Origin of the sequence: Methanoregula sp., from assembly GCF_050010295.1 — an archaeon.
Classification (GTDB): Archaea; Halobacteriota; Methanomicrobia; order Methanomicrobiales; family Methanospirillaceae; genus Methanoregula.
In genome coordinates this window covers 16,992-38,534 of record NZ_JBEKLH010000007.1, presented here as the reverse complement: position 1 = coordinate 38,534, position 21,543 = coordinate 16,992, and the positions used below count along the sequence as shown (strand labels likewise).

The 21,543-nt window shown below is 50.8% G+C and carries 20 protein-coding genes; 8 read left to right on the top strand and 12 right to left on the bottom strand.

All coding sequences use genetic code 11. The features are described from left to right. Window positions 1–16 precede the first annotated feature (16 nt). Window positions 17–679, bottom strand: coding sequence for a DUF4013 domain-containing protein (locus tag ABSB80_RS09575; RefSeq protein WP_428370395.1), 663 nt, complete (start codon window positions 677–679; stop codon window positions 17–19). 283 nt (window positions 680–962) lie between these two features. On the opposite strand from ABSB80_RS09575, the gene ABSB80_RS09570 reads away from it, so the two are divergent. Next, the gene (locus ABSB80_RS09570; RefSeq protein WP_428370394.1) at window positions 963–1,097 is read left to right on the top strand and encodes a hypothetical protein; all 135 of its coding nucleotides are present in this window, start codon (window positions 963–965) and stop codon (window positions 1,095–1,097) included. A 245-nt stretch (window positions 1,098–1,342) separates the two neighbouring features. Here the strand turns inward: ABSB80_RS09570 and ABSB80_RS09565 are convergent, their stop codons facing one another. From ABSB80_RS09565 to ABSB80_RS09555, 3 genes are all read right to left on the bottom strand, one after another. Next, a complete protein-coding gene (locus tag ABSB80_RS09565) occupies window positions 1,343–1,492 on the bottom strand; it encodes a hypothetical protein (protein WP_428370393.1) in 150 nt (49 codons plus the stop codon). 11 nt (window positions 1,493–1,503) lie between these two features. Continuing rightward, window positions 1,504–1,686, bottom strand: coding sequence for a hypothetical protein (locus ABSB80_RS09560; protein WP_428370392.1), 183 nt, complete (start codon window positions 1,684–1,686; stop codon window positions 1,504–1,506). Window positions 1,687–1,892: 206 nt separating this feature from the next. Continuing rightward, window positions 1,893–2,153, bottom strand: a complete 261-nt coding sequence (locus ABSB80_RS09555; RefSeq protein WP_428370391.1) for a hypothetical protein — start codon at window positions 2,151–2,153, stop codon at window positions 1,893–1,895. 236 nt (window positions 2,154–2,389) lie between these two features. On the opposite strand from ABSB80_RS09555, the gene ABSB80_RS09550 reads away from it, so the two are divergent. Further along, window positions 2,390–3,142 carry an acyltransferase gene (locus ABSB80_RS09550; protein ID WP_428370390.1) on the top strand — a complete coding sequence of 251 codons (753 nt, stop codon included), beginning with the start codon at window positions 2,390–2,392 and terminating at the stop codon, window positions 3,140–3,142. 70 nt (window positions 3,143–3,212) lie between these two features. Here ABSB80_RS09550 and ABSB80_RS09545 read toward each other — a convergent pair whose 3' ends face one another. The 3 genes from ABSB80_RS09545 to ABSB80_RS09535 all read right to left on the bottom strand — a co-directional run bounded on the left by ABSB80_RS09545 (window position 3,213) and on the right by ABSB80_RS09535 (window position 5,355). Continuing rightward, window positions 3,213–3,995, bottom strand: coding sequence for a PEGA domain-containing protein (locus ABSB80_RS09545; RefSeq protein WP_428370389.1), 783 nt, complete (start codon window positions 3,993–3,995; stop codon window positions 3,213–3,215). Between the two features lie 168 nt (window positions 3,996–4,163). Continuing rightward, window positions 4,164–4,421 carry a hypothetical protein gene (locus ABSB80_RS09540; RefSeq protein WP_428370388.1) on the bottom strand — a complete coding sequence of 86 codons (258 nt, stop codon included), beginning with the start codon at window positions 4,419–4,421 and terminating at the stop codon, window positions 4,164–4,166. 262 nt (window positions 4,422–4,683) lie between these two features. Beyond that, a complete protein-coding gene (locus ABSB80_RS09535; protein WP_428370387.1) occupies window positions 4,684–5,355 on the bottom strand; it encodes a mechanosensitive ion channel family protein in 672 nt (223 codons plus the stop codon). A 194-nt stretch (window positions 5,356–5,549) separates the two neighbouring features. Here ABSB80_RS09535 and ABSB80_RS09530 point away from each other — a divergent pair, with 194 nt between their 5' ends. The 5 genes from ABSB80_RS09530 to ABSB80_RS09510 all read left to right on the top strand — a co-directional run bounded on the left by ABSB80_RS09530 (window position 5,550) and on the right by ABSB80_RS09510 (window position 14,142). Beyond that, window positions 5,550–6,935 carry a PAS domain-containing protein gene (locus ABSB80_RS09530; RefSeq protein ID WP_428370386.1) on the top strand — a complete coding sequence of 462 codons (1,386 nt, stop codon included), beginning with the start codon at window positions 5,550–5,552 and terminating at the stop codon, window positions 6,933–6,935. A gap of 768 nt (window positions 6,936–7,703) precedes the next feature. After that, window positions 7,704–9,095: a COG1361 S-layer family protein gene (locus tag ABSB80_RS09525; RefSeq protein ID WP_428370385.1), complete on the top strand. Its 1,392-nt coding sequence runs from the start codon at window positions 7,704–7,706 to the stop codon at window positions 9,093–9,095. A 47-nt stretch (window positions 9,096–9,142) separates the two neighbouring features. After that, window positions 9,143–11,464 (top strand): efflux RND transporter permease subunit, encoded by a 2,322-nt coding sequence (locus ABSB80_RS09520; RefSeq protein WP_428370384.1) that lies wholly within the window; start codon window positions 9,143–9,145, stop codon window positions 11,462–11,464. Window positions 11,465–11,498: 34 nt separating this feature from the next. Further along, window positions 11,499–12,788, top strand: coding sequence for a COG1361 S-layer family protein (locus ABSB80_RS09515; RefSeq protein WP_428370383.1), 1,290 nt, complete (start codon window positions 11,499–11,501; stop codon window positions 12,786–12,788). 52 nt (window positions 12,789–12,840) lie between these two features. Further along, the gene (locus ABSB80_RS09510) at window positions 12,841–14,142 is read left to right on the top strand and encodes a COG1361 S-layer family protein (protein WP_428370382.1); all 1,302 of its coding nucleotides are present in this window, start codon (window positions 12,841–12,843) and stop codon (window positions 14,140–14,142) included. Between the two features lie 715 nt (window positions 14,143–14,857). Here ABSB80_RS09510 and ABSB80_RS09505 read toward each other — a convergent pair. After that, window positions 14,858–15,385, bottom strand: a complete 528-nt coding sequence (locus ABSB80_RS09505) for a HEAT repeat domain-containing protein (protein WP_428370381.1) — start codon at window positions 15,383–15,385, stop codon at window positions 14,858–14,860. A gap of 163 nt (window positions 15,386–15,548) precedes the next feature. On the opposite strand from ABSB80_RS09505, the gene ABSB80_RS09500 reads away from it, so the two are divergent. After that, window positions 15,549–16,067, top strand: coding sequence for a hypothetical protein (locus tag ABSB80_RS09500; RefSeq protein WP_428370380.1), 519 nt, complete (start codon window positions 15,549–15,551; stop codon window positions 16,065–16,067). A 69-nt stretch (window positions 16,068–16,136) separates the two neighbouring features. On the opposite strand, the gene ABSB80_RS09495 is transcribed toward ABSB80_RS09500, so the two are convergent. From ABSB80_RS09495 to ABSB80_RS09480, 4 genes are all read right to left on the bottom strand, one after another. Next, window positions 16,137–16,424, bottom strand: coding sequence for an AN1-type zinc finger domain-containing protein (locus ABSB80_RS09495; RefSeq protein ID WP_428370379.1), 288 nt, complete (start codon window positions 16,422–16,424; stop codon window positions 16,137–16,139). A gap of 1,212 nt (window positions 16,425–17,636) precedes the next feature. Continuing rightward, on the bottom strand, window positions 17,637–17,966 hold the full coding sequence (locus ABSB80_RS09490) for a type II toxin-antitoxin system PemK/MazF family toxin (RefSeq protein WP_428370378.1): 330 nt from the start codon (window positions 17,964–17,966) through the stop codon (window positions 17,637–17,639). Then, entirely contained in the window at window positions 17,963–18,151 is a 189-nt protein-coding gene (locus ABSB80_RS09485) for a hypothetical protein (protein ID WP_428370377.1), read from the bottom strand. Before ABSB80_RS09485 ends, ABSB80_RS09490 begins: the two co-directional genes overlap by 4 nt. 474 nt (window positions 18,152–18,625) lie before the next feature. Continuing rightward, window positions 18,626–21,451 (bottom strand): restriction endonuclease, encoded by a 2,826-nt coding sequence (locus ABSB80_RS09480; RefSeq protein ID WP_428370376.1) that lies wholly within the window; start codon window positions 21,449–21,451, stop codon window positions 18,626–18,628. Between the last annotated feature and the right edge of the window lie 92 nt (window positions 21,452–21,543).

Below are 21,543 nucleotides of genomic sequence, written 5' to 3'. Positions count from 1 at the left end.
TTTTCTAAAAAAAAAGTTACACTGTCCCGGCAGCGTCGTAGAGCAGGCTGAGGTAGCGTGCCTCGAAGAGCGTCACCGGCGCAAGGAAGACCAGCTCGATCAGGAGGCCGACCGGCATGACGACCGAGGTGATGGATGAAAAGATGAGCGCGATGATCATCTGGATGATACCCATGATGATGAGCGCGACGACGTACGCACCCCACCCGATCTTCCCGATCGTCTCCTGGATTGCGGCGAAGTTGAACCCCTCGCCCATGCTTCCCGTGCGGGCGAACCGGATCAGGCCGATGGTCCCGTAGAGGGAGCAGATGAACGCCACGACAATGAAGATCAGGAGACCGAAGAGAACACCGCCGAGGATGTTCATCGATGCAGCGGGGTTGCTGACTGCCGCTGCAATGGCACCCGAACCGATCGTGACGAACAGGATGACGAGGGCCGGGATGGCGTAGATGAGGGAGATGACCAGGTACTTGATCCCGTCGATGAAGAGCGCGCCCCAGCCGCTGACCCCCGGTGCCGGTCTCTCGCCGCGGAGGACTTTTACGGTATATCCCAGAAGCGGGAGGCAGAGGAGGATCGTTGCGACGATGAGCAACAGCCACTGCTTCCATTTTCCGATCACTGCGTCCTTCGCGTAGGCAAAGGACTCACAAACCATGGTTCCATACTCCATTCAAAACACCTGAATCTGTGCTTTTCACGTTGCGGTGGAGTAATATAAAAACCAGCACGATATGATCTTCTCCCGTATTTACCGGCCGGGCTGACAGGCACGCTGTTTTTCCAGGCTGAAAACGAGTGATTTTCTTCCCCGGATCACTCCCGGCACCGGCAGGGGGTGCCGGGAGAGCAGGACGGAAATACACGGAACAGGAATTTATTAAACGGGTGCAGGACTGTACAATACGAATAAATCCCGGTAGACAGCAATCCATTTTTATCTGGAGAGTGTAACCATGTCAGAACCCAGGACACCTACGTGTAACCATAACCATGACGAGACGCCGATGCGGCGGGTATGGGCAGACGGGCGTGGGGACGCCGTCTACCAGTGCACGGTATGCGGCAGGAAGATGCAGGTGCGGGAGTAACTGCCGGGGGTACCGGGCGTTTTGTTGAGGATCAGCCCCCAGTTTTCCTGTGTACCATATTGAGATCAGGCTTAAAAACAGTCATGACGCCCGTGCCCGTGACGGGTGTGCCATCCATGGCCGGGGTGCCGGTAACAGACCTTTTGTTTTCTTATTGGATCCTATTTTCCTGCGAGATCGAGGGAAAGATGATGATGATCTATCCTCTCAAAGGCCGGCTGTTCCGCCCGGAGTGAGGACCGTGGTTACGGGATCCTGGGAGCTGCACACAGGTTGCCGCAGGTGTTGATGCTGTACAATGCGAGGATGGCTGTATCGTCGAGGCCCTTTTCCCCGATGCCGATCCTGCTCAACTTGTCACGGATTATTCGTATCTTTTTTTCAGGAGATTGCATAAGGAGGATGCTTACTTGGCTGGAGACACGATAAAGAGATGTGTTAAAATCACGGGATTTCCGGCCCTGTTGCCCGGAATGAGCGGACATAGCGGAGCGATCCCGATCTTCCGGTTGAATTTTCCCGGCAGGCGGGGTTTGTTGCCTTCCTGCGCCCTGAACAGTTTCCTTCCGGCCGAGGGACGGGTGGACATGGTACCACCGGATACGCTGAAACCGGTCATACGCAGGTTCGACACACGGGATCATAACCGGTTAGTTCACCGGTGGATCAGAACAGGTCGTACCCGGTACAATACTCTCATGGTTAAAGGGGATGAGTACAGTTTCGTATCTTACCACGATCCCATGGTGAACAATGAAAAATTTTGTACGATGAAATCCTCGCGGCTCATTCAGGTTATGGAGAGACAGGGGGATTTACGGTCTTCCGGGCAGTGCGGAGCTCCCGGATTATCAGGTAGAGCACGTCGACAAGATACCCGAACACAGGCAGGATCGCGAGAATGACCCAGACCGGTACAAGCATCTTCTGTTCTTTTGCATCCCGGTAGATGAAAAAAGCGATGACCAGTTGTACTATCCAGACAGCGATCATCAGGACCGGCCCTGCGAACGGGAGGGCATGATACATGTGTGCATGATACATAACGAGTGACATTGTACGTTATACGTTACATCACGTTATATGCTTTCACGTGCTGACAATGGATCATCTTTTACGATAAAATGATCTGAATTACCGGTTTCCTGACGATAATTTCCCGGTGAGATCGTCTCATCGTACCGCACGTTTATGGGAACGATCTCCGTTGTAAAAATGGCGCACCCCCGGTGTCTGATGATTTTTGTAGAACCAACGGTGTGGTTTATGTGACCCATGGATGAATGGTGAGTATGCCAGAGTCCTGCGATACCATCCCCCGTCAGCTCGATACCATTGATGAGATTGTGAATACGGGTCCCGACCGTGCCGGGACGCTTACCATCCTTGGTATGATCGGACTGGCCAATGTCGATGAACAATTCCTCACCCGTATGAGATTGTACAGTGACTACCTCCCGAAACCCGGCGAGGTCACGATCTCCGATGAACAACGGTTCCTTCATTTCCTCTGGGATGCATCTGAACGCACGCCCCATTCTCTTGCTGCGAACTTCGCAATTCCTTTCCGCCGCATACTTGCAAAAAAGCTCTTCCTGCACTGCGGAAAAAATTTCTGTGCAGAGGCAGCCATCCGGTTCAATTTCGGGCAGCTCATATCCGCGGGTGACGATGTGTTCATCAATGCAGGGACATTTATTGATTCAAAAGGGGGTGTCACGATCGGGGATGCAGCAGGGATCGGGGAATTCGTCCGGATCTTCACCCATACGCACTCAGAATCCAACCATGCAGAACGTACCTATGCCCCGGTTGTTATTGGAGATTATGCGAAGATCTACACCGGAGCGATGATCTTTCCGGGCGTGACCATCGGCGAAGGCGCCATCGTAGCCGGGGGTGCCATCGTGACAAAAGATGTTCCTCCCAATGCGGTCGTTGCAGGAATACCTGCAAAGATCATCCGCCCGCGGAAAAATGAGGGGCTGTTCAGGGAACAGCTCAACCATATCTGGCTCCACGATGGCGCATTCCAGGACGAGTAGGAGGGGCCCCCTACGTGGCAGTACCCCCACCCTTCTCATTCTAGAGTAACCCTGTGAAGCCGTAGACGCATCACTCCTTTTTCGTTTTCGAGATATGCGTGAAGATCGTCGCTCCTGCCCCAATGCCTGCCGTAATAATCCCGATAATCGCCGCAATAACCGAAGGGTTCTCAAGTACACCTCCCGAAGATGTCTGGGTGGGCTGCACCGTCGCAGCCGGCACGGTTGTGGTTACCGGGGCGGGGGTTCCAGGAGTTGCCGAAGGCTGGATATAAGACCCGGTCAAGGGGGGAAGCGTGCCGAATACATTGGTGACCTGGCCGGGCAGAGCGGAAAACGTTCCTTCATAATCATAGTACCCGCTCAGTGTCAGTCTGATTATATGGTTTCCTGCGGGAATACCGGTAATGTTTCCTGGAGTAGTACCATAATATACCGCATCAATGAGGATGCTCGCACCCAAAGGTGATGATGCGACCGTGATGTTTCCGACAGATGCCTGCGTGATCGGAGATGCGGTGGGAACCGGGGTCACCGGTGTCGTTGCAGGCACCAGTTCAGTCGTTGGAGCGGGCAGTAAAGTTGTCGTTACCGGAATCGTCTGCGTGATATTTACCTCAGTTGTTGCGGTCATGTTCAGAATTCCCTGAGTTGTTGCAGTGATGGCCGGAGTTGACTGATTTGTTGCGGTCGTATTTGGAGTTCCCTGAGTGGCCGGGGATGATTCTGCACTTGCCCCGCTAGTTATCGGAACGACAGTAGAATTCGTTGTACTCTGGCCAGTGACAGAAAAGGGGGACAAAATAAGCGCAACCATGGCAAGAAAGATGAGCTGCATACAGGTCTTTTTCATTCTGCGATCTCCGTTGTTTACTTTTTTGTTCGGTGATCCTCTACTCAAGACAGGTTGTCCGATCGGGAGTGTCTCATCGTGATCTGACTTACTGAACCCGAGGTTTCGCGGGATTCTTTTCCGGGAGAGTCATATCCTGTCCTCGCAAGAGTGCCGACGGCAGAGAGATCATGATTCAGGCAATTGATGCGTGTTCCAGTCAGTTCGCGATTTCCTGTTGATTGCATCATAAACCGAGATCCTGACGCTGTCCGGTACATCAACTTCCTCCATTAACAGGGGGAGAATCATCTTGGCGGTTCGTTTCCCCTCTGGAGTAGCGAGATACTCTCTGACCGATACCTGTCCCTCAGCTGATGAGAGATAGCTAGAGATCATTGTCTTTCCCTGAGGGGATGCAAGGTATGTTGCCACAAGTCCATTCATGATAATATCGTTGGCCAATGCCGTTCCTCCAGTTCGGTAATTTCCCGGTCAGCCTGACTCTCCTTTCAAATTTCATTCATACGAGGGCAAACTGCGTTCTGAGGAGAACTCAAAAATCCTGATCCGGTGTATTTTGATAATTTTCACCGGAAGAGGGGTGATGACGATGAGGGCAGATGAGCCCTTCTTTACCACCCCTGGATAATCATTTTACCGGTTTCATCCCGTTAACGACCGAGAGATACTGAGGGGGTTACTCCACCTATTTTGTTATTGCCTCTATGAATTTGTTCATGATCTCCTCGCTCCGGTTCTTCATACCGAACCAGACGATAATAGCGATCGAGGCCCCGAGGCCGATGCCAATGCCCCATGCAATTGGCGTAACGAATGTATAGATGATGGTGAGATCCAGCATCAGCTGGGAAAGTGCCAGTATGATAACGACAAAGTACAGGAACAGGCGGATCAGGACCAGTACCGGGCTGAACAGCTCTATCTTCGAATTCCGGGAGTAAACCTGGAACATGTCGATAAAGTAATCTGTCAGGATCACACCGACCACGAGAATGATTATGAAGGCGAGAACGTGGGGAATATACTCGATGACCTTCATCATAAACTGGCTGAGATAGTCAAGGTTGAGGATATTGACTGCGGCAAGAATGGCAATCAGGTAGACAATGCACCGAACGGCAATATCTCCAAGATATCCTATGGTGATTCCGGATTTCGTGACCGATTTACCGAAATCTGAATCCCCGATAACCGGGGCAGCAGTCACTTTATCCAGGAGGATACGTACTCCCTTTCCGAGGAGGCGTCCGGCAATCCATCCTATAAGAAGAACGATCAGAGCACCGACAATGGCAGGAAGTACCGCCATTGTATTGTCCAGACCACGGGAAATTATGTCGATTGATTCAGTTACCATAGTGTAAATCTCCAGATTTTCATCGTATGTCTCTCCAATAGGGCTGCCACATATTCGTACCCTATACAATAGAAGAAGGATTTTATACTATTTAAAATCAATCTATATTGATTATACATTTTGATTATTCATAACAATTATAATCTCCGTGTTCATACTAATCATCTGCGCGGGATTCGGGGTCCCACACCATTATGATGCAGGATTACCAGAAGGAACTCATAGCCATAAAAGATCTTCTCAAGAGAAATCCCAACGGGATGAGTGTAACCGACATCTCAAAAGCATTGAAGAAGAACAAGAACACCATCGGGAGGTACCTCGATATCCTGCTCATTTCCGGACAGGTGGATATGCGGGCCTATGGTATGGCAAAAGTCTATACGATCACCCAGCGGGTGCCCCTTTCGGCGATGCTCAGTTACTCAAAAGAACTCATCATGGTGCTGGACAACGAGTCACGGATCATCGATACCAACGACCATTTTCTGCACCTCCTGCAGCTATCGCGTGAAGATACTCTTGGAAAAAATATTTCGCACCTGCAGTCACCAGAAGTGGATGTCCATGAGCTTCTCGATACTATTACAACCAACTGGGGAGAGCAAGAGAGCACGGTCACCTTCCATGTCAAAGACAAGGGGGAGAGGATCTTCCATCAGAAGTACGTCCCGACGGTTTTTGAGGATGGGAGAAACGGCATCACGCTGATCCTCGAAGATGTTACGGAACATATTCTTGCCGAGAGAGAAATACGGGAAAGCGAGGAGCGGTTCCGGATGATGGCTGATAACATCCGGGACGGACTCATCATTATGGAAAAAGGTAAAACGATATATGCAAATAACCGTATCGCTGAAATCACCGGGTATTCCCACGACGAAATGTGGGCCATGGACCCTCTTACGATCATCGCACCGGAATCTCACGAGAAAGCAGCAGAACAGATCCAGGATTTTGAGGCCCACCCCGACAAGCCCGGGGATCTCCAGATATGGATTATCAGGAAGGATAAAGAGCGGCGTTTTGTCTATGCCCGTATCAGCGGAGTACGGCACCATGATACCTACTATAATTTTATCATCCTGACGGATATGACGGAGCTCAAGACCCAGGGGTCCAGGGTGCGTGAAAGCGAACAGCGGTTCAGGACGATGGCTGATAACATCCAGGACGGACTCATCATTGTAGAAAATGATAAAATTGTCTTCTCCAACCGTCGCATCAAGGAGATCACTGGCTATTCCGCTGATGAGATGGCCGAGATGGGCCTTCACGGCACCCTGTTGGCACAGCATGAAAAGGCAGCAGCTGATTCAGGAATTGTCCCGGTGACGGATATGAACAGGATTGAGGAGATCTTCAGAAGCGTCAAGCCCGATTCGCCTACCCCGGGTGAATTCAAGATCTGGCTACCACGGAAAGATGGCATGCATCGCTATATTCACGGAAAAATCACTGCTGCAAAAAACGGGAATATCATCAGCTCCTACATAACGATATCAGATATCACGGACTTTGCAGAGCGGGAGAAGATCCTGCGCGAGCGTATTGATGCGCTCCAGGATCTGGTCCACTGACTTTTCTCGTTCACGGGAATTACATCCCATTTTTCTTCTCTATCCACTGCCGTTCCTCGTTCTCCCGGATCCTGCGCTCGTCAGGTACGTGCTCCGTCACTTCTTCGAGGATGATCGTCATGCCTTTGCCATCCCGTACGCCCGCATCCCTGGCTCTCCTGTAATGAGCAGGATTTCAAGATACCGATCGTGTTCTTGTTCCTGCCAAAATCTTTTGCGATCCCGGTGCATTCCACGAAATTTTTCTGACCGCCTTTTTGATGAGCGTCAGTTCGTTCCGGAAGTCCTGCATCATACCGGTCTGCACCGGGATGGCGGGCACGAAGACCAAGAGGGGGATGAGCTATTTATAATCGTTATATATAAATTATGTGTATGGTTCATTAAAGAATTCTTTAAATATTAAAAATGATAACCGGTAAGCCAGTACATAAAATAGGGAAATGAGTTAATGAAAAATGGTGAAATATATGAATGATTTTTCAGCATCAGATGATCATGCAGGACCCTGTTCCCTCCATTGCGTCGGATATCAGGCCCGGTACAATGATCGCAATTTTTGTCCGGCTCACTCCGAAGGGTAGGAGGATCATCCCGGGCCAGAGTAGAGACTGATGAAAAAGAAGACGTAATCCCAAAAGGAAGCCGGAAAAATTTTCGGAACGATTATTTTTTTTGGTCAGGATACGCAATAAGTGAGAAGATGTGTTCTGTTAAGGAACGCTGAAACCTGCAGTTCAGATGTTTGAACCATAACTGAGGACCAGCATGAGCGAAATAATCGGAGAAAAAGCAGAGAAACTAAGGTCGGTGCCCACCTGCAAAGTACAGGGGACCTGTGCAGCGGGCAGCAGGAGGGGATATGTCTGCCTGTGCCTTGCAGCGGTGGCAGTGATCCTGCTGGCCGCGCCAGCACTCGCTGACGATACCGGAAGCCGGTACATGGCCGGAAGCCCGGAACTTTCAGCGCATATCGCCGGGACCAACCAGTTTTCACCCGGGGATGATCTCAATGTACCGATCGCCATCGAGAACAGCGGGACCAACCAGTTCAAGATCGTCAAATCAACGATAATCGATCCCGGGGACCTTTCCAATACGGCCAAGCAGCTCACCGTAAGCCTGGGAGCCGCCGATGCCCCTCTCCTTGTCAAGTCGGACCCGCAGCTGGTGGGGGATCTTGGCGCCAGTTCGAGCGTGACGGCGACGTTCCACATCACGATCAACCAGGATGCCCCGGCAGGCACCTACAACCTGCCGGTCTCGCTGAACTACACGTACCTCTACGCCGCCAACCAGTACGGGACGGATACCCTCTCGTATACGTACAAGACGGTCAACCAGAACGTGACGGTCCCGATAGAGATCAAATCCGATGTCCAGATCACGGTGATGTCGGTCAACACGCAGGATCTCAACGTGGGAAATGAAGGCTATGTCACCCTGAGCCTCAGGAATACCGGGTACGAGGACGGCCGGAACGCGGTCATGATGATCCAGCAGCCCGCCCAGAGCCCGCTCTCGCCCACGGAGGGGAGCTTCTTTATCGGCGATTTCCCGGTCGGTGCGGTGGCAAACTGCACGTTCCGGCTCATGGTCTCGGACGACGCCCAGCAGAAGACCTACCCGCTTGACGTGCTGGTCAATTACAAGAATTCCGACGGCGTTTATGTCAATTCCGCGTCCGAGACCATCGGGGTACCGGTCGGCGGAAAGATCCAGTTCATCGTGACACCGGTAACGGCCACCATGTCGCCGGGGGCGAAGTCCGTGATCACGGTCACGTTCCGGAACACCGGCAGTGCAACGGCGTATAACGCCCAGGCACGGATCAGCGCGGTCGATCCCTTCACCAGCAACGATGATACTGCCTTCCTCGGTACCATGGCCCCGGGCGATATCCGGCAGGCATCCTACGAGGTCGCGCTGGATTCCGGTGCCACGGTCAAGGAATACGGCCTCGATTCCGAGGTCATGTACCGTGATTCCCTCGACAACGAGATCACCTCCGATCCGCTCAAGGTCAATGTCCAGGTCGTACCGTCCAGGACCATTGTCAATGTGCTGGGCCTCCCCGGCCTGCTGGGGCTGATCGTAGTCATCGGTATTCTTGCGTCTCTCGGATACTTCGTCTATTCACGGCGGGTCCGGAACCAGTGAACCCCCCGTTGTTCCCGGGCAGCGCCTGCCTGCGATAAAGGATTACCATGATCGATCAGATCTTCAGTTCAATCGCGCGGTTTGTAAACCACCGGCCCAGACTGGTAGTCGGCATCATCGGCCTGGTCATTCTCATTGCCCTGGTGGGCATGACGATGATCACCATGCAGACCGGTAACGATACCTACCTGAACAGGAACTCTCCGGAGGGTATCGTCGATAACCAGTATACCCAGACGTTCAACGCGGACTCCATCATCCTGATCGTCGACACGAGCGACCCGCTCAACCCGGCCGTGCTCAAATACATCGACCGGCTCGAGGGTGACATCCGGCAGCAGCAGCACATTGCCGGTGCCGAAAGTGTCGTCGATATCCTGAAAAGCGAGAACGGCGGGGTCCTGCCCCAGTCAAAAGGGGAGATCGATTCGCTGGTGAACGAGATCCCGCCCGCAACCCGTGCAACCGCGGTACCGTCGAATGTCCTGACCCTCGTGCGGGTACGACTCGATAACGGCCTGACGGACAGCACGGAAGCCGCGGTCCTGAGCACTGTGCAGCAGCTGGTCGACCAGTCCGATCCACCGACCGGTGTGACCGTCTCCATCTCCGGCACTCCCGCATTCACGACGCAGATGAGAGCGGCAATGAGCTCTTCGATGGGGGTGCTGATCGGCGGCGCCATGGTGCTGATGATCATTGTCATGGGACTGTTGTTCTCCTATGTCAGCTACCGGTTCCTGCCGGTCGTGTTTGTGGGACTCGGCCTGACAACCGCCCTCGGCCTGATGGGGCTTGCCGGTATCCAGCTCAATATGGCGGTACTCGGGGCATTCCCGGTCATGATCGGCCTCGGGATCGATTACGCGATCCAGTTCCACGCCCGGCTGGACGAGGAGTCCCGGAAAGGGTCGCTCGACGATGCTGTCTTCACGACCATCACCCGGACCGGGCCGGCCGTGATGTACGCGATGCTTGCCACCTCGCTGGGATTCTCTGCCATGTTCATCTCCGCCGTCCCCATGATCCAGTCCTTCGGGCTGGTGGCCATGATCGGCATCATGAGCTGCTACTGCATCTCGCTCGTGGGCATACCGGCAGTCGCCCACGTCATAAACTACAAGCCCAAACCGCAGGCCCCCGAGGTCTGCTATGCGGTCGGCGAGGATGCCTGCAGCACCCTCCCTGCGCCAAAGAAGAAGGGCTGGTCCTATGGCCAGTTCCTGACGGAAACCTCGGTCAGGATCGCAAAGAACCCGATCCCAATCCTGGTGGTCGCAATTCTCATCGCCGTGATCGGGTTCCAGCTCGACCCGATTATCCCCATCCAGGCAGACCAGAACAACTTTGTCCCGAGCGACATGCCGGCAAAGATCCTGATGGACAAGGTGACACGGGTCATCGGGGCAGCGAGTACGGCAGACTTCTATGTCGAGGGCGCACGGGTCACGGACCTCGATACGGTGAGATGGATCAAACAGTTCCAGGACCACGAGCTTGCCACCAACCCCGACCTTACCTCCGCCACCAGTATCGTGACCTATATCCTGGACTACAATGGCGGCGTGATGCCCGGGACCCAGAGCCAGCTCGATGCCATCCTTGACAGGATACCCCAGGGCGTGAAAGACCAGTACCTCAGCGGGTCGATGCGGGGCGTCATACACTTCGGGACGGTCAGCCTCCAGATCCCCCAGGAGGAAGACCTCAAGGAAGAGATGGTCGGTGACGTCGCGTTCCTCCAGCCCCCGCAGGGTATCACGGTCCAGCCCGTGGGGAGCTTCGATATCATGACCGCGCTCATCGGCGGCCTGACCTCTTCAAAAGAGGAGATGACCGGCCTGGGGTTTGCCCTCATCTTCGTCTTCCTGGTGCTGGTCTACCGGCATGTCCACGCCATCTCGCCCCTTGTCCCCATCATCCTGATCGTGGGATGGAACTCGGTGGCGATGTACGTGCTGGGCATTGCGTACACCCCGCTTACGGCTACGCTCGGGTCGATGACCATCGGCGTTGCTTCCGAGTACACCATTCTCGTGATGGAACGGTACAGCGAGGAGGAGGAGCGGCTCCATGACCATATCGCTGCTATCCAGGAGAGCGTGAACAGGATCGGGACCGCCATCACGGTCTCGGGGCTCGCCACCTTCTTTGGCTTCTCGGCCCTCTGCCTCTCCAATTTCCCCATCACCAGCAACTTCGGCGTCTCTACCCTCATCGCTGTGGGCTTCTCCCTCTGCGGGGCCATATTCATCATGCCCGCTATCCTCTCCCTCATGGGCAGGTTCACCGAATGGTGGGAGACGAGACATGCACGGACAGAGATACAGAGAGAACCCCTGGCTCTTCTCCCGGAGAGCGGCGAATGAATCCACGAACAGAGACAGAAAAAAGGTGATCCCGATGAAACAGAATACAGCACTGATCTTCCTGATCCTCATGGCAGCATGCTTCGCCGTGCCGGTTACGGGAATAGACCAATACCTCGGGGGAAGTCCGCAGATGACGGCATACATCTCCGGCGTCAACGAATTTTCTCCCGGGCAGGACGCAACCATCACGGTGGTGATCCAGAACAGCGGGACGAACGCCGTGAAGTTCGTCGGTCACGGCATGCTGGCCCAGAATGACCTGCCGACGACCGCAAAGCTGGTGACGGCCGGCCTGTCCGCAGACGGTGCACCGATCATCGTCAAGACCGACCCCCAGGACCTCGGCGATATTGCCAGCCCGGGGATCGTCACCGCCACGTTCGCGGCAAAGATCACGTCCGATGCAACGCTCGGGGACTACCAGCTCCCGCTCACGCTCAGCTACCGGTATCTCGCAAACAGCAACACCCCCCAGCCGTCCAGCGACACGGTCCAGTCGCAGTATACTGATGTGGCCACGGTCATCCCGCTCACGATCAGGATCAAACCGGAAGTCAGGATCGACGTCCTCGATGCCGTCCCCGGGAACCTGATCGTGGGAACGGAAGGCTACGTCAACCTGACGATCGAGAACACCGGGCCGGAGGCCGGAACCAGAGCATCCGTCATACTCATCAGGCACGGCAACAGCGTGTTGATCCCTGACGACAGCAGCGTCTACATCGGGGATTTCCCGCAGGACCAGGCGGTCAGCTGCCTGTACAAGGTCTCGGTCTCTGACGATGCACAACAGCAGTCCTACCCGATCGACGTGATGGTCACCTACACCAACTCCGAAGGCTTTACGGTGAACTCGGCAACCGATACCGTGGGCGTGCCGGTGGGAGGAAAACTCGGCTTCGCGGTCACCTCCGCCCCCGCGTCCCTTTACCCGGGAGAGTCCGGGGTGATAGAGGTGGAATACCGGAACACCGGGTCGATCACCGCCTATCACGCGCAGGCCCGGCTGACGACTGTAGAACCGTTCAGCAGCTCCGACACCCAGGCATACCTCGGCGATGTTGCCCCGGGCCAGAGCGTCACCGCCCGGTACGCGATCTCTGCCGACAGCAAGGCTGCCCCTGCTCTCTACGAGCTCGACACCAACGTGAGGTACCGCGATTCTCTCGATAACAGCCTCACCTCAGACACCGTCAGTGCTCCGGTCGAGGTTGTCCCACCCGGATCCGGAAGTCTGCTGCTGCCCGCCGCAGCAATCCTGGCCGCGGTAGTCCTTATCGGCGCAGGTTACTATGTGTTTGCGATGAGGAGGAAGAAGTGAGATGGCAATGACGAGAAATATGCTTTTGGCACCCGATGCACCGGGTGTGCTGATGAGGCCAGTCCGGACCCGTGCAGTCCTCCTGCTGCTCATCATGGCCTGCTGCATCGCTGCGCCGGCGCTTGCCGATACGAAATATACGGGGGGGAGCCCGAACCTGAGTGCATATATCGCCGGGATAAATGAGTTCACGGCCGGGAGCGATATATCGATCCCGGTTGTCCTGAAGAACACCGGCCTCAACCAGTACATGCAGGTCGATCAGAACACCGTCGCACCCGAAGACCTTCCCAATACGGCAAAGTTCGTCACGGTCAGCCTGTCTGCCGGGGACGCACCGATCGAGATAAAATCCGATCCCCAGATGATCGGCGACATGCCGGGCCAGGCCACGGAAACGGTGGTCTTCTCGGCCACGGTCAATGCCGATGCCCCGGCCGGGACGTATATGCTCCCGGTTGAGATCAGGTACACCACCCTGTCGGCGGTCGGTGAGTTCACTTTTGTGCCAACGGTCAAGAACTACTACCAGCAGAACGACGTGACCCTGGTGGTGCCGCTGGTCATAAAGGCGGAAGTGATCCCGCAGGTGATCTCGGCGGTGCCGGATCACCTGGTCGCCGGCGCGGACGGGTACATCAACATCACGCTGAAAAATACCGGGTCGCTGGATGGTGCAAAAGCGACGGTCAACATCCTCCGGGATGACGAAAGCCCGATCGTTCCGGTCGACAGCAGCGTGTATATCGGCGATTTCCCGGTCGGCAGTACTGTGACCTGCCCGTTCAAGGTGTCGGTCGACAGCACGGCGATCAACAAGTCCTACCCGGTCGACGTGGTCGTAGTCTACCAGAATAACGAAGGCGACTTTGTCGATTCCCGGACCGAGACTGCCGGGGTCAACGTGGGCAGCAAAGTGGATTTTGCGATCACCTCGCCAACGATCACGATGAGCCCGGGCAGCAGGGGGACGATCCAGGTGGTGTACAAAAATACCGGCAGCTCCATGATCAGGAGCGCCCAGGCCCGGATCAGCGCAGTCACCCCCTTCACGAGCTCTGACGGCGTGGCAGACCTCGGGGACCTTGCCCCGGGCCAGTCTGCTGTCGCTACCTACCAGATCGGGGTGGCGAGCGACGCGGTCACCAAGCTCTACGGCATCGATTCCGAGATCCGGTACCGCGACGCCCTCGACGATACTTACATCTCCGACCCCCTGAAGGTGGCAGTCGATGTGAAAAACCGCACCGGTGTCGCGGGCATCCTGTCCAACAACGTCGCCCTGTCCATCATCGTTGCCGCCCTCATCGGCATTGTCTATGCAGTCTGGTACTTCAGGAAAAAGCGGAGATGAACGGGTGCCGGTGCGTTGACGGGACCCGGAGGAGATGACCTGGTATAAGCCGCGTGCGGGTTGAGACCGCCGCGGTATCCTCTCCCGGTTTTTTGTTACCGGAGACCTTGCGAAAAACGCCAGTATAATGCACACCTGGCATCTTCGCCGGGACAGGTTTTTTGCACAAAATACTGACAGCCGCTTCCACAGGGGGATACCGGTTTTGCTTTCTCTTTCGGTTGTTTTTCAGATTTTCCTGCCATGCATCAACCTCTCATCTGATTACTCCGCATCGCTATTTCAGGTTATAGGCTTCCTGCAGATTCAATACCACTGCTTTTGATATCGCTCCTCTCTAAAATTGGAAGAATGGCGGGCTGGCGGCACATTCTCAGCGAGGCCCCAAAATCCGATGCCCTCATTTTATCGTCTAATAACCCAACCTTTCTTCAAGTGATACGATATGTTAAAAATACCTGATATACCGTCTGGAAAATCATGTTTCTGGTTAATGATCTTAGGTGTAATAGTGATTGCAATAGGCTCGGCATTCCCGCGATTTTTCGGTTGGACTGGCGGCATTATAATTGTAGCCGGTTCCGTCTTGCTTGTTATTGCGATCGCCGGATGTTTAAATTGGATCGAGGATTGGATTGAAAAAAGGAATGATAAGTCAGAAAGATAGTTTCTTTGGTTCCATCAAAACAGACACGATTTAATTTTTATACCAAATCTAACTAAAATACCCCAATTCCTTCAGTGCTTGTTTAATTGACGAGCCTTTTCTACTTAACGTGCATGTTGATACGATATAGGGTATTATTGATTTGATTTCCGGATTATCAAGATCAGGAATTTCACAGAGTGTCGAATCCTCTTTCCTTGAATTGTGTTCATCTGTTTTTAATGCTTCAACGAGTGCGGGTATTGCAGATTTATCACCAATTTGCCCCAATGCCCAGGCAGATACTTTGCGAACGTCATCGGACTTGGATTTTAATAACTTGATCAATGGTTCAATAGCCATTTTATCTTTGATTTTTCCTAATGCCCACGCAATTGCCAAATTATTTAGATTATTCCAGACTGTGTCATCAGGTGGATATACCAATTTATTAATAAGAGGTTTTACAGCTTCAACTGCCCCACGAGAGCCTAATGCATATGCAGCTTCTGTTGGGAGTGTATCTAATTGCCGAATAATTTCCGAAATGGGAAGATTTTGATCTTTCCAATCCCATTTATTTTTTTCACCTTTCATAATTGTGTCACCATCAAATGATCAATATCATTACGGAGTGATTAAATCATCTTCAAGGGGCACGATGTCATTTTACATCACAGGTAGGGGGGGGCAATGAGTGTACCAGCAGAGAAGAAGAATATGCGGAATTTTATTATAATTTTAACTCGTCAGTTCCGGTATGCAGGAACCGGGCTGCAAAGAAAATTATCCAATCGCGATTGTTATCGGATCAAATCTTTTATCGCTCCTGATCTACGTAATTGGTGCAATAATCCTCTTCCAGTTCAGCATCATCTGGGTCATCTGTTATGTAATTTTTATTCTTCTCTTAGAGTTCCGGCTATTGAGCGGACATTGCGTAGACTGTTACTATTACGGTAAAACCTGTGCTTTTGGTAAAGGGCGGTTGAGTTCCCTGTTTTTCCGGAGGGGCGACCCGGAGAAGTTCAGCCGGATGAAACTGACATGGAAAGATATTCTCCCGGATTTTCTGGCGTTCATGGTCCCCGTTCTCGCAGGAATACTGCTCCTGATACTGGAATTTACCTGGACGGTCCTCATTCTCACCATCGCTCTCTTCCTCCTGGGTTTCCTGGGTAACGCTCTGGTGAGAGGACACCTGGCCTGCCGGTATTGTAAGCAGAGGGAGATCGGTTGTCCGGCTGAGCAGCTGTTCAATAAAACAAAAAAACCGTAACCATTCGCCGGGCCATCATCAGGGAATTGCCAGGCTGCGTTATGTACGGGCATCGCCGGGGCCGGGGGATTACGGAGGCGTGAGCCACCGGAATTTATTCCGGCAGATGTGGTTTTCCGCCGACCGGCAGTAATCGCACAGGACCCTGCCGCACCAGTGACACGGGACAAGCTTCCCTTTCAGCTCGCGTCCGCAGTTACGGCATACTTTGAGGTGGAGATTCTGATCGTACTGGCGGGGCCGGGAGCACTGGTGGTTATCCGGCATGAAGTGATCAAAGCAAAAAATGTGTCCGCACCACTGGCACGTGAACGGGAGTTCGCCGAGAATTTTCCTGCAAACGTGGCAACGGTGCATTATGCCTGAATCGGGGCAGGGGACGAAATAGGTTTCGATACGGAAGTGCGTTGAAAGGGGCCGGGATTGGCCGGCATAGGGGTACCCACCCCTCCTCCTGAGCGAGGGAGGAGGGGGGTAGCACCTCCACTGAGGGAGGGGGAGGTACCCCTCCGGGCACAAGAGGGGTGGGTACTCCCCCTGCCCGGCTCCGGGCCGGAACCGGAGTTCTCTGACGAGGATTCCAGGCGAACTTCAGGTCACGTTCCTGCAACCGGAGGGGGGTGGGTACCCCTCTCACTCAGGTAGGGGTGGGGGAGGAGGGGGGTGGTCCTGATCAAGGAGAGGTGGGGGGAGGCCCCCCCCTTCTCGCCAAAGGATGGGGGTACCCCTCTGAACACACGTGGGGTGGGTACCCCCCTCCCCCGGTTATCCGGGACGGCCAGATGTATCTCTGCCGTCGGAGTTTCCATAGGAGGCGTCGGTGCTGCGGTTACCATAAGGGGGGGTAGCTACCCCTCTCTCAGGGTGGGTGGGGGTACCCCTTCTGTTGCCGGTGGGGTAGGGGGGTGGGGTACCTCAATGGCAAATGAGGGGGAGATAGGGGGATTGCTTGGGCTGATATGGGAGGGGGCATTGCCATAGCCGGCAAAGTAAGTGGTTGACCCCCGATCATGACATGCATCCATCCGGGCCCGCATTTGCCCCGGATTCTCCCAACTTTCCATTCCAGAGGAGGTATTTCGGTAAAATGAGACATTAATTTGATAAGATTTGCTCATTTTCACGTCGGTAGCCCGGAGACGCTATTTGGGTGCATTCCAGCAAGGGATTTTTATCGTACCTATACTAAACCCCCCGGCACTCTCATTTCGCCTCCCTAACTCACCCATATTAACACGGTAACTGACACGGCCCTTTTCCGACGTAAAAATGGCCATAACTGCCCCATTAAGACACGGTAATTGACACGCTTTTTCGCGAAACTGACACGGTTTTCCGGAAAGTTGGGGTTCCGGCTGCGGGGTCTCCGACGGAGAGTGGGGGATGAGAGGGTATCCTCCCATGGAGAAGAACAGCGATTATCCGGTTCTTCTACTGTGGGGATGAGGTACCCGAAGGGGGGGGTCACCGCCACCCATGCCAGCCCGGTGCGACGCCTTGGGTGATTGGGAAGGCCGTGACCCAAAGACACGAAAATTACCGGGCAGAAATTACCATGACGCCAAGAAATCAGAGATGGAAAAGACCTCTCATAATTGTATTGCATTCTTCGGCAAGGATCGGGGGGACCATCCCGATCTCTCCTTCAACGAGATCCTTTGAGACGGTTGCAATCTTATCGAATTTTATTACCGAAGAGACCTTGAGCCCGGTATCCGGGAATGCAGGATGATCTTCCGGCACGGGAAGATCGGAGCCGGTCAGATGCGCCGGAAACCGGGATGAGATGAACGCGACGATTACATCCCGCTCGGTTTCGTGAATGACAAGAGCGGGGCGGAGTTTGGCAGCGGTCAGGTCCGTAAACGGGAAATGGACCAGGACAACTTTTCCCTTCATCGGTACCTGACTTTCAGGTCTGCGACAGAATAGAGATCCGGTTCATCTTCAAGGAACCCTGACAGGGATTGCTCAGAGACTGCATAGAGCGTGTCCTTCTTTTTTTCCTTCGCGTTCGCCGATTTGCCGGAGGTTTTTTTCCCGTGATGATCCTTTGGCACCTGGGGGGCGGCCTCTGCAGTCATACTAGTCTTCTCGCCGTCCGGCTCCATAAGGGTTGTGGTACTGGCGTAGCGGAAGGGGGTCACCGTCACCTATGCCGGCCCGGTGCGACGCCCTGACGATGGGAAAGGCCGTGACCCCCCCACCCGGTTCATTGAAGGGTTCCCGGTCGTAGAGGTTCCGAAGGTGGTGCACTGGGGGCGGAGAGCGGTCTCGGGGGCATAGGCATTTCTTATTCGAAAAGGGATTTCCTTGCCTGTAAGAGAAGGGCGTTACACGGTGAGGGGGAGGAGTGATCGCCATATTTGGGAGATTTGAAACTGCAATTTTCAGATCAAATGAAAGGAGAGAAAGATAGGAAGTGTGAATCCCCCTATAGAATTATTGAGGATTTTCGAACTTTATTACGAGATTTTACTACAAATGGGATTCAACGCTTTCAAAAGGTTATCTGATAGAATGATTTGAAAAAATTCATTGATATAAAAATGATATGATCAAATAATTTTTTGTTGTTTTTTATCAATATTTAATAATTTAAAACCACGCGAGTAATTATTGCTAGTAACTTTTGCGTACCTGGCCCAGTTTAATAATATCTTTAAACTCCACTTTATCGTTGGTTTTGAAAGTTTAATAGGTACTTTTAGTTCAAATTCAAGACATAATTCTTTAAAAGTAATATCAGGTTTTTCTCTAAATAGATTCACAACAATTCGGTAGGATTCAAAGTTATTGGCACATTCGGAAAATATTTTTGACCGTTCATTCTCATTTGTTACAAAATCGATGAGCGGTTGTTTTATTTCTATTGTAGAAGCTTTCTTTTGAATAAATCCGAGATCTTCCATCATGTTTATTGCTTTATTACGAGTACTTTTTTTGAATCCTTCGGTATTTAAAGGAGTATTCGTCTTAACCGCTTCAAAGATTCGAATTGCTAATTTTTCAATTACAGATATCTGAATTGTGGGCGTGCGAAAACCGGTCCGTCTTCGAGGGATAATAATATTTTGTCTTTTAATTTCTCTATCTGCCAATAAGGGGCGAACGATTTTATCATTTTTAGTGTATATTGCAAGATCTGCAAAATCGATCCATGTTAATAAAATTGTACTATACTTATCCCAAGTGGTAGAACTTGCAACAATATAAGGACATAATTTTATAAGTAGATTAGAAACTTCACGAAGTGATAACTGTGCTTTTTGGCTTATCTGATCCAATATTTGTGTAACTAAACGATTAGTTTTTATTTTTTCTTTTATAAGAGGTTTTAACTCAATGTTAAGATTAATTGCATCATCAGGCAATTTTACATTCAAAGTGATTTCGTTATTTTCGATCTGTACTAATCCAAGTAATCTAATATCTCTGGCCACATTATAATATGAATATTGTTTTAGATTCGCCCTTTTCATAAACTCAGATACAGAAATTTTTCCAGCATTTTCGTTCAAAATTTGAATCATTTTGATTACGCTTCCAGGGGACATTCTTAAAAGATAATTTTCTTGGAAAGGTAAATGACCGGTGTTAAGATAATCTCTGAAATTATCCATGTAAATATCAAATTTAGGTCCAATTTTGATTAACAATCTCGAATTTACAAGATTTTGCACAATATCCGGATCAAAATCTTCACTGCTTAATTCCTGATAACTTATAGGGGCGACTTTTGCAATCCTATGCAGTGTATCCAATTCTTTTTGACTAAGACCTTCGATATCATCGTGGAACAAGTCTTCAATGTTTAAAAGCCGGGTGGCAATTTCTTCTTGAGTTAAGCCACTTTCTATTTGAGATTTCACATGAGAGCATAATTTTTTCAATCTCCACGGAAAACCTTGAGAGAAATCTGAAAGGAAAAAAATTAGATCTTTTGTTAATTTTCTTTTTGGCTTAAATTCTGATTCTAGACGGTTTAATAATTCGGTAGTATCTTGATCATTAAAAGGACGTAATATGATTTGCTTGCTGGAATTTCTGATGAAATCACGAATTTCATAGGGAAATTCATTTGTAGACCCGATTAAATCAGTTTTCCAAGAAAATCCTAGGATAACGTTAGATTGTGCATCAGTGATTTGCACAAATAAATCTCGAATGCGATTTAATATATCAGGGATATAAAAAATATTTTCAAATTGATCAAAAATTATGACTAGCAGTTTTCCATGTTTTTCTAATTTGCTTCCTATCTTTATTAATTCAGAAACTCCACCATCAAATCCAGAAATCACATAAGGTTCATTTGGTCTATCAATAATTCCATTAAAATCTTTAAATGAGTTTAAACTGTATTCAATCGCCTTCAGCACAAATTGGGAAGAGGAAGCTGTTCGAGAATCTATCGTTATCCCAAAATGTCCCATACCTTCAAGCATGTCTACAGTGGTAAGAGCCAACGAGCTTTTTCCCCAACCTGAATTTCCTTCGAAAAGTAATCCCCTCGAAGTTACTTCATTATTAATCACTTGATTAATAAAAGACAAAATTTCGATTTTTTCTTTTTTTCGACCCACAAGAAAATCTGGTGACGCAGGGAATTGATATTCAAAACAAGATGAACTCCCTCGCACCTTTACAATTTGTTCATCATGTAATTCTTGAATTATTGGAATCGATCCGGGTTTTTTGCCTGACGTTTGTATTATTTGAAAGTTTGATAACTCAGAGTTTAAATTTTTTAAATATTCAATTGTTTTTAAATCGTTTATCAAATTCCCTTTTGAATCAAAAATGATTATCGAGGAAGGAGTTCCCTCACCCTTTCGTAAAATATACTGAACCCAGAATAATCCAATATTTGTATACATTATGCTCCAATCACCGATGTCAAAAATTGATTTGTCAATAAAATCGGCAATAATATCATGAGAGACAGTTAACTTGGCATCAATAATTGTTTTTAAAACGTCATTCTCATCCAGAACTCTAACATTGAATTGTGAATTATCCTTACAATAAGTATTGTAAAAACCTCTTGCATGACTATTTATTCCCGGGATCGCAATAAAAAGACCTTGACAATGAGAATCATTAACCCACATTGACATATATTTTCCAAAAAACGCTTGGAACTTTGTCGAATCTATTTCTTTATCGTAGCATTTACATTCTGCATAAAGCTTTACATCATTTATCAGAGACTTTCCTTCGATGTCAATTTCCATTCCAGCATAATTCACATTAGGTTTTTTTTCAATAATATATCCTGAATGACCTAAGACATCTGTCATTAGATTTTCAAAAAGATGACCGCGAGCATTCGCTTGAGCACCAAGCGAATCACCCTCAGAAAAAATTTTTATTTTTCCCATAATTCTCTCTAAATAATACCATTCCTAGGTTCAGATATTAATATATTCGATTCTTTTCCACAACCCTCTCCCCCCCTTCCCCTCACCTTTCG

What these genes read in the sequence shown, in the direction of transcription:
- ABSB80_RS09575 (WP_428370395.1), bottom strand. Translation starts at nt 679, where the DNA reads ATGGAGTATGGAACCATGGTTTGTGAGTCCTTTGCCTACGCGAAGGAC.
- ABSB80_RS09570 (WP_428370394.1), top strand. Translation starts at nt 963, where the DNA reads ATGTCAGAACCCAGGACACCTACGTGTAACCATAACCATGACGAGACG.
- ABSB80_RS09565 (WP_428370393.1), bottom strand. Translation starts at nt 1,492, where the DNA reads ATGCAATCTCCTGAAAAAAAGATACGAATAATCCGTGACAAGTTGAGC.
- ABSB80_RS09560 (WP_428370392.1), bottom strand. Translation starts at nt 1,686, where the DNA reads ATGTCCACCCGTCCCTCGGCCGGAAGGAAACTGTTCAGGGCGCAGGAA.
- ABSB80_RS09555 (WP_428370391.1), bottom strand. Translation starts at nt 2,153, where the DNA reads ATGTCACTCGTTATGTATCATGCACACATGTATCATGCCCTCCCGTTC.
- ABSB80_RS09550 (WP_428370390.1), top strand. Translation starts at nt 2,390, where the DNA reads ATGCCAGAGTCCTGCGATACCATCCCCCGTCAGCTCGATACCATTGAT.
- ABSB80_RS09545 (WP_428370389.1), bottom strand. Translation starts at nt 3,995, where the DNA reads ATGAAAAAGACCTGTATGCAGCTCATCTTTCTTGCCATGGTTGCGCTT.
- ABSB80_RS09540 (WP_428370388.1), bottom strand. Translation starts at nt 4,421, where the DNA reads ATGAATGGACTTGTGGCAACATACCTTGCATCCCCTCAGGGAAAGACA.
- ABSB80_RS09535 (WP_428370387.1), bottom strand. Translation starts at nt 5,355, where the DNA reads ATGGTAACTGAATCAATCGACATAATTTCCCGTGGTCTGGACAATACA.
- ABSB80_RS09530 (WP_428370386.1), top strand. Translation starts at nt 5,550, where the DNA reads ATGATGCAGGATTACCAGAAGGAACTCATAGCCATAAAAGATCTTCTC.
- ABSB80_RS09525 (WP_428370385.1), top strand. Translation starts at nt 7,704, where the DNA reads ATGAGCGAAATAATCGGAGAAAAAGCAGAGAAACTAAGGTCGGTGCCC.
- ABSB80_RS09520 (WP_428370384.1), top strand. Translation starts at nt 9,143, where the DNA reads ATGATCGATCAGATCTTCAGTTCAATCGCGCGGTTTGTAAACCACCGG.
- ABSB80_RS09515 (WP_428370383.1), top strand. Translation starts at nt 11,499, where the DNA reads ATGAAACAGAATACAGCACTGATCTTCCTGATCCTCATGGCAGCATGC.
- ABSB80_RS09510 (WP_428370382.1), top strand. Translation starts at nt 12,841, where the DNA reads ATGAGGCCAGTCCGGACCCGTGCAGTCCTCCTGCTGCTCATCATGGCC.
- ABSB80_RS09505 (WP_428370381.1), bottom strand. Translation starts at nt 15,385, where the DNA reads ATGAAAGGTGAAAAAAATAAATGGGATTGGAAAGATCAAAATCTTCCC.
- ABSB80_RS09500 (WP_428370380.1), top strand. Translation starts at nt 15,549, where the DNA reads ATGCAGGAACCGGGCTGCAAAGAAAATTATCCAATCGCGATTGTTATC.
- ABSB80_RS09495 (WP_428370379.1), bottom strand. Translation starts at nt 16,424, where the DNA reads ATGCACCGTTGCCACGTTTGCAGGAAAATTCTCGGCGAACTCCCGTTC.
- ABSB80_RS09490 (WP_428370378.1), bottom strand. Translation starts at nt 17,966, where the DNA reads ATGAAGGGAAAAGTTGTCCTGGTCCATTTCCCGTTTACGGACCTGACC.
- ABSB80_RS09485 (WP_428370377.1), bottom strand. Translation starts at nt 18,151, where the DNA reads ATGACTGCAGAGGCCGCCCCCCAGGTGCCAAAGGATCATCACGGGAAA.
- ABSB80_RS09480 (WP_428370376.1), bottom strand. Translation starts at nt 21,451, where the DNA reads ATGGGAAAAATAAAAATTTTTTCTGAGGGTGATTCGCTTGGTGCTCAA.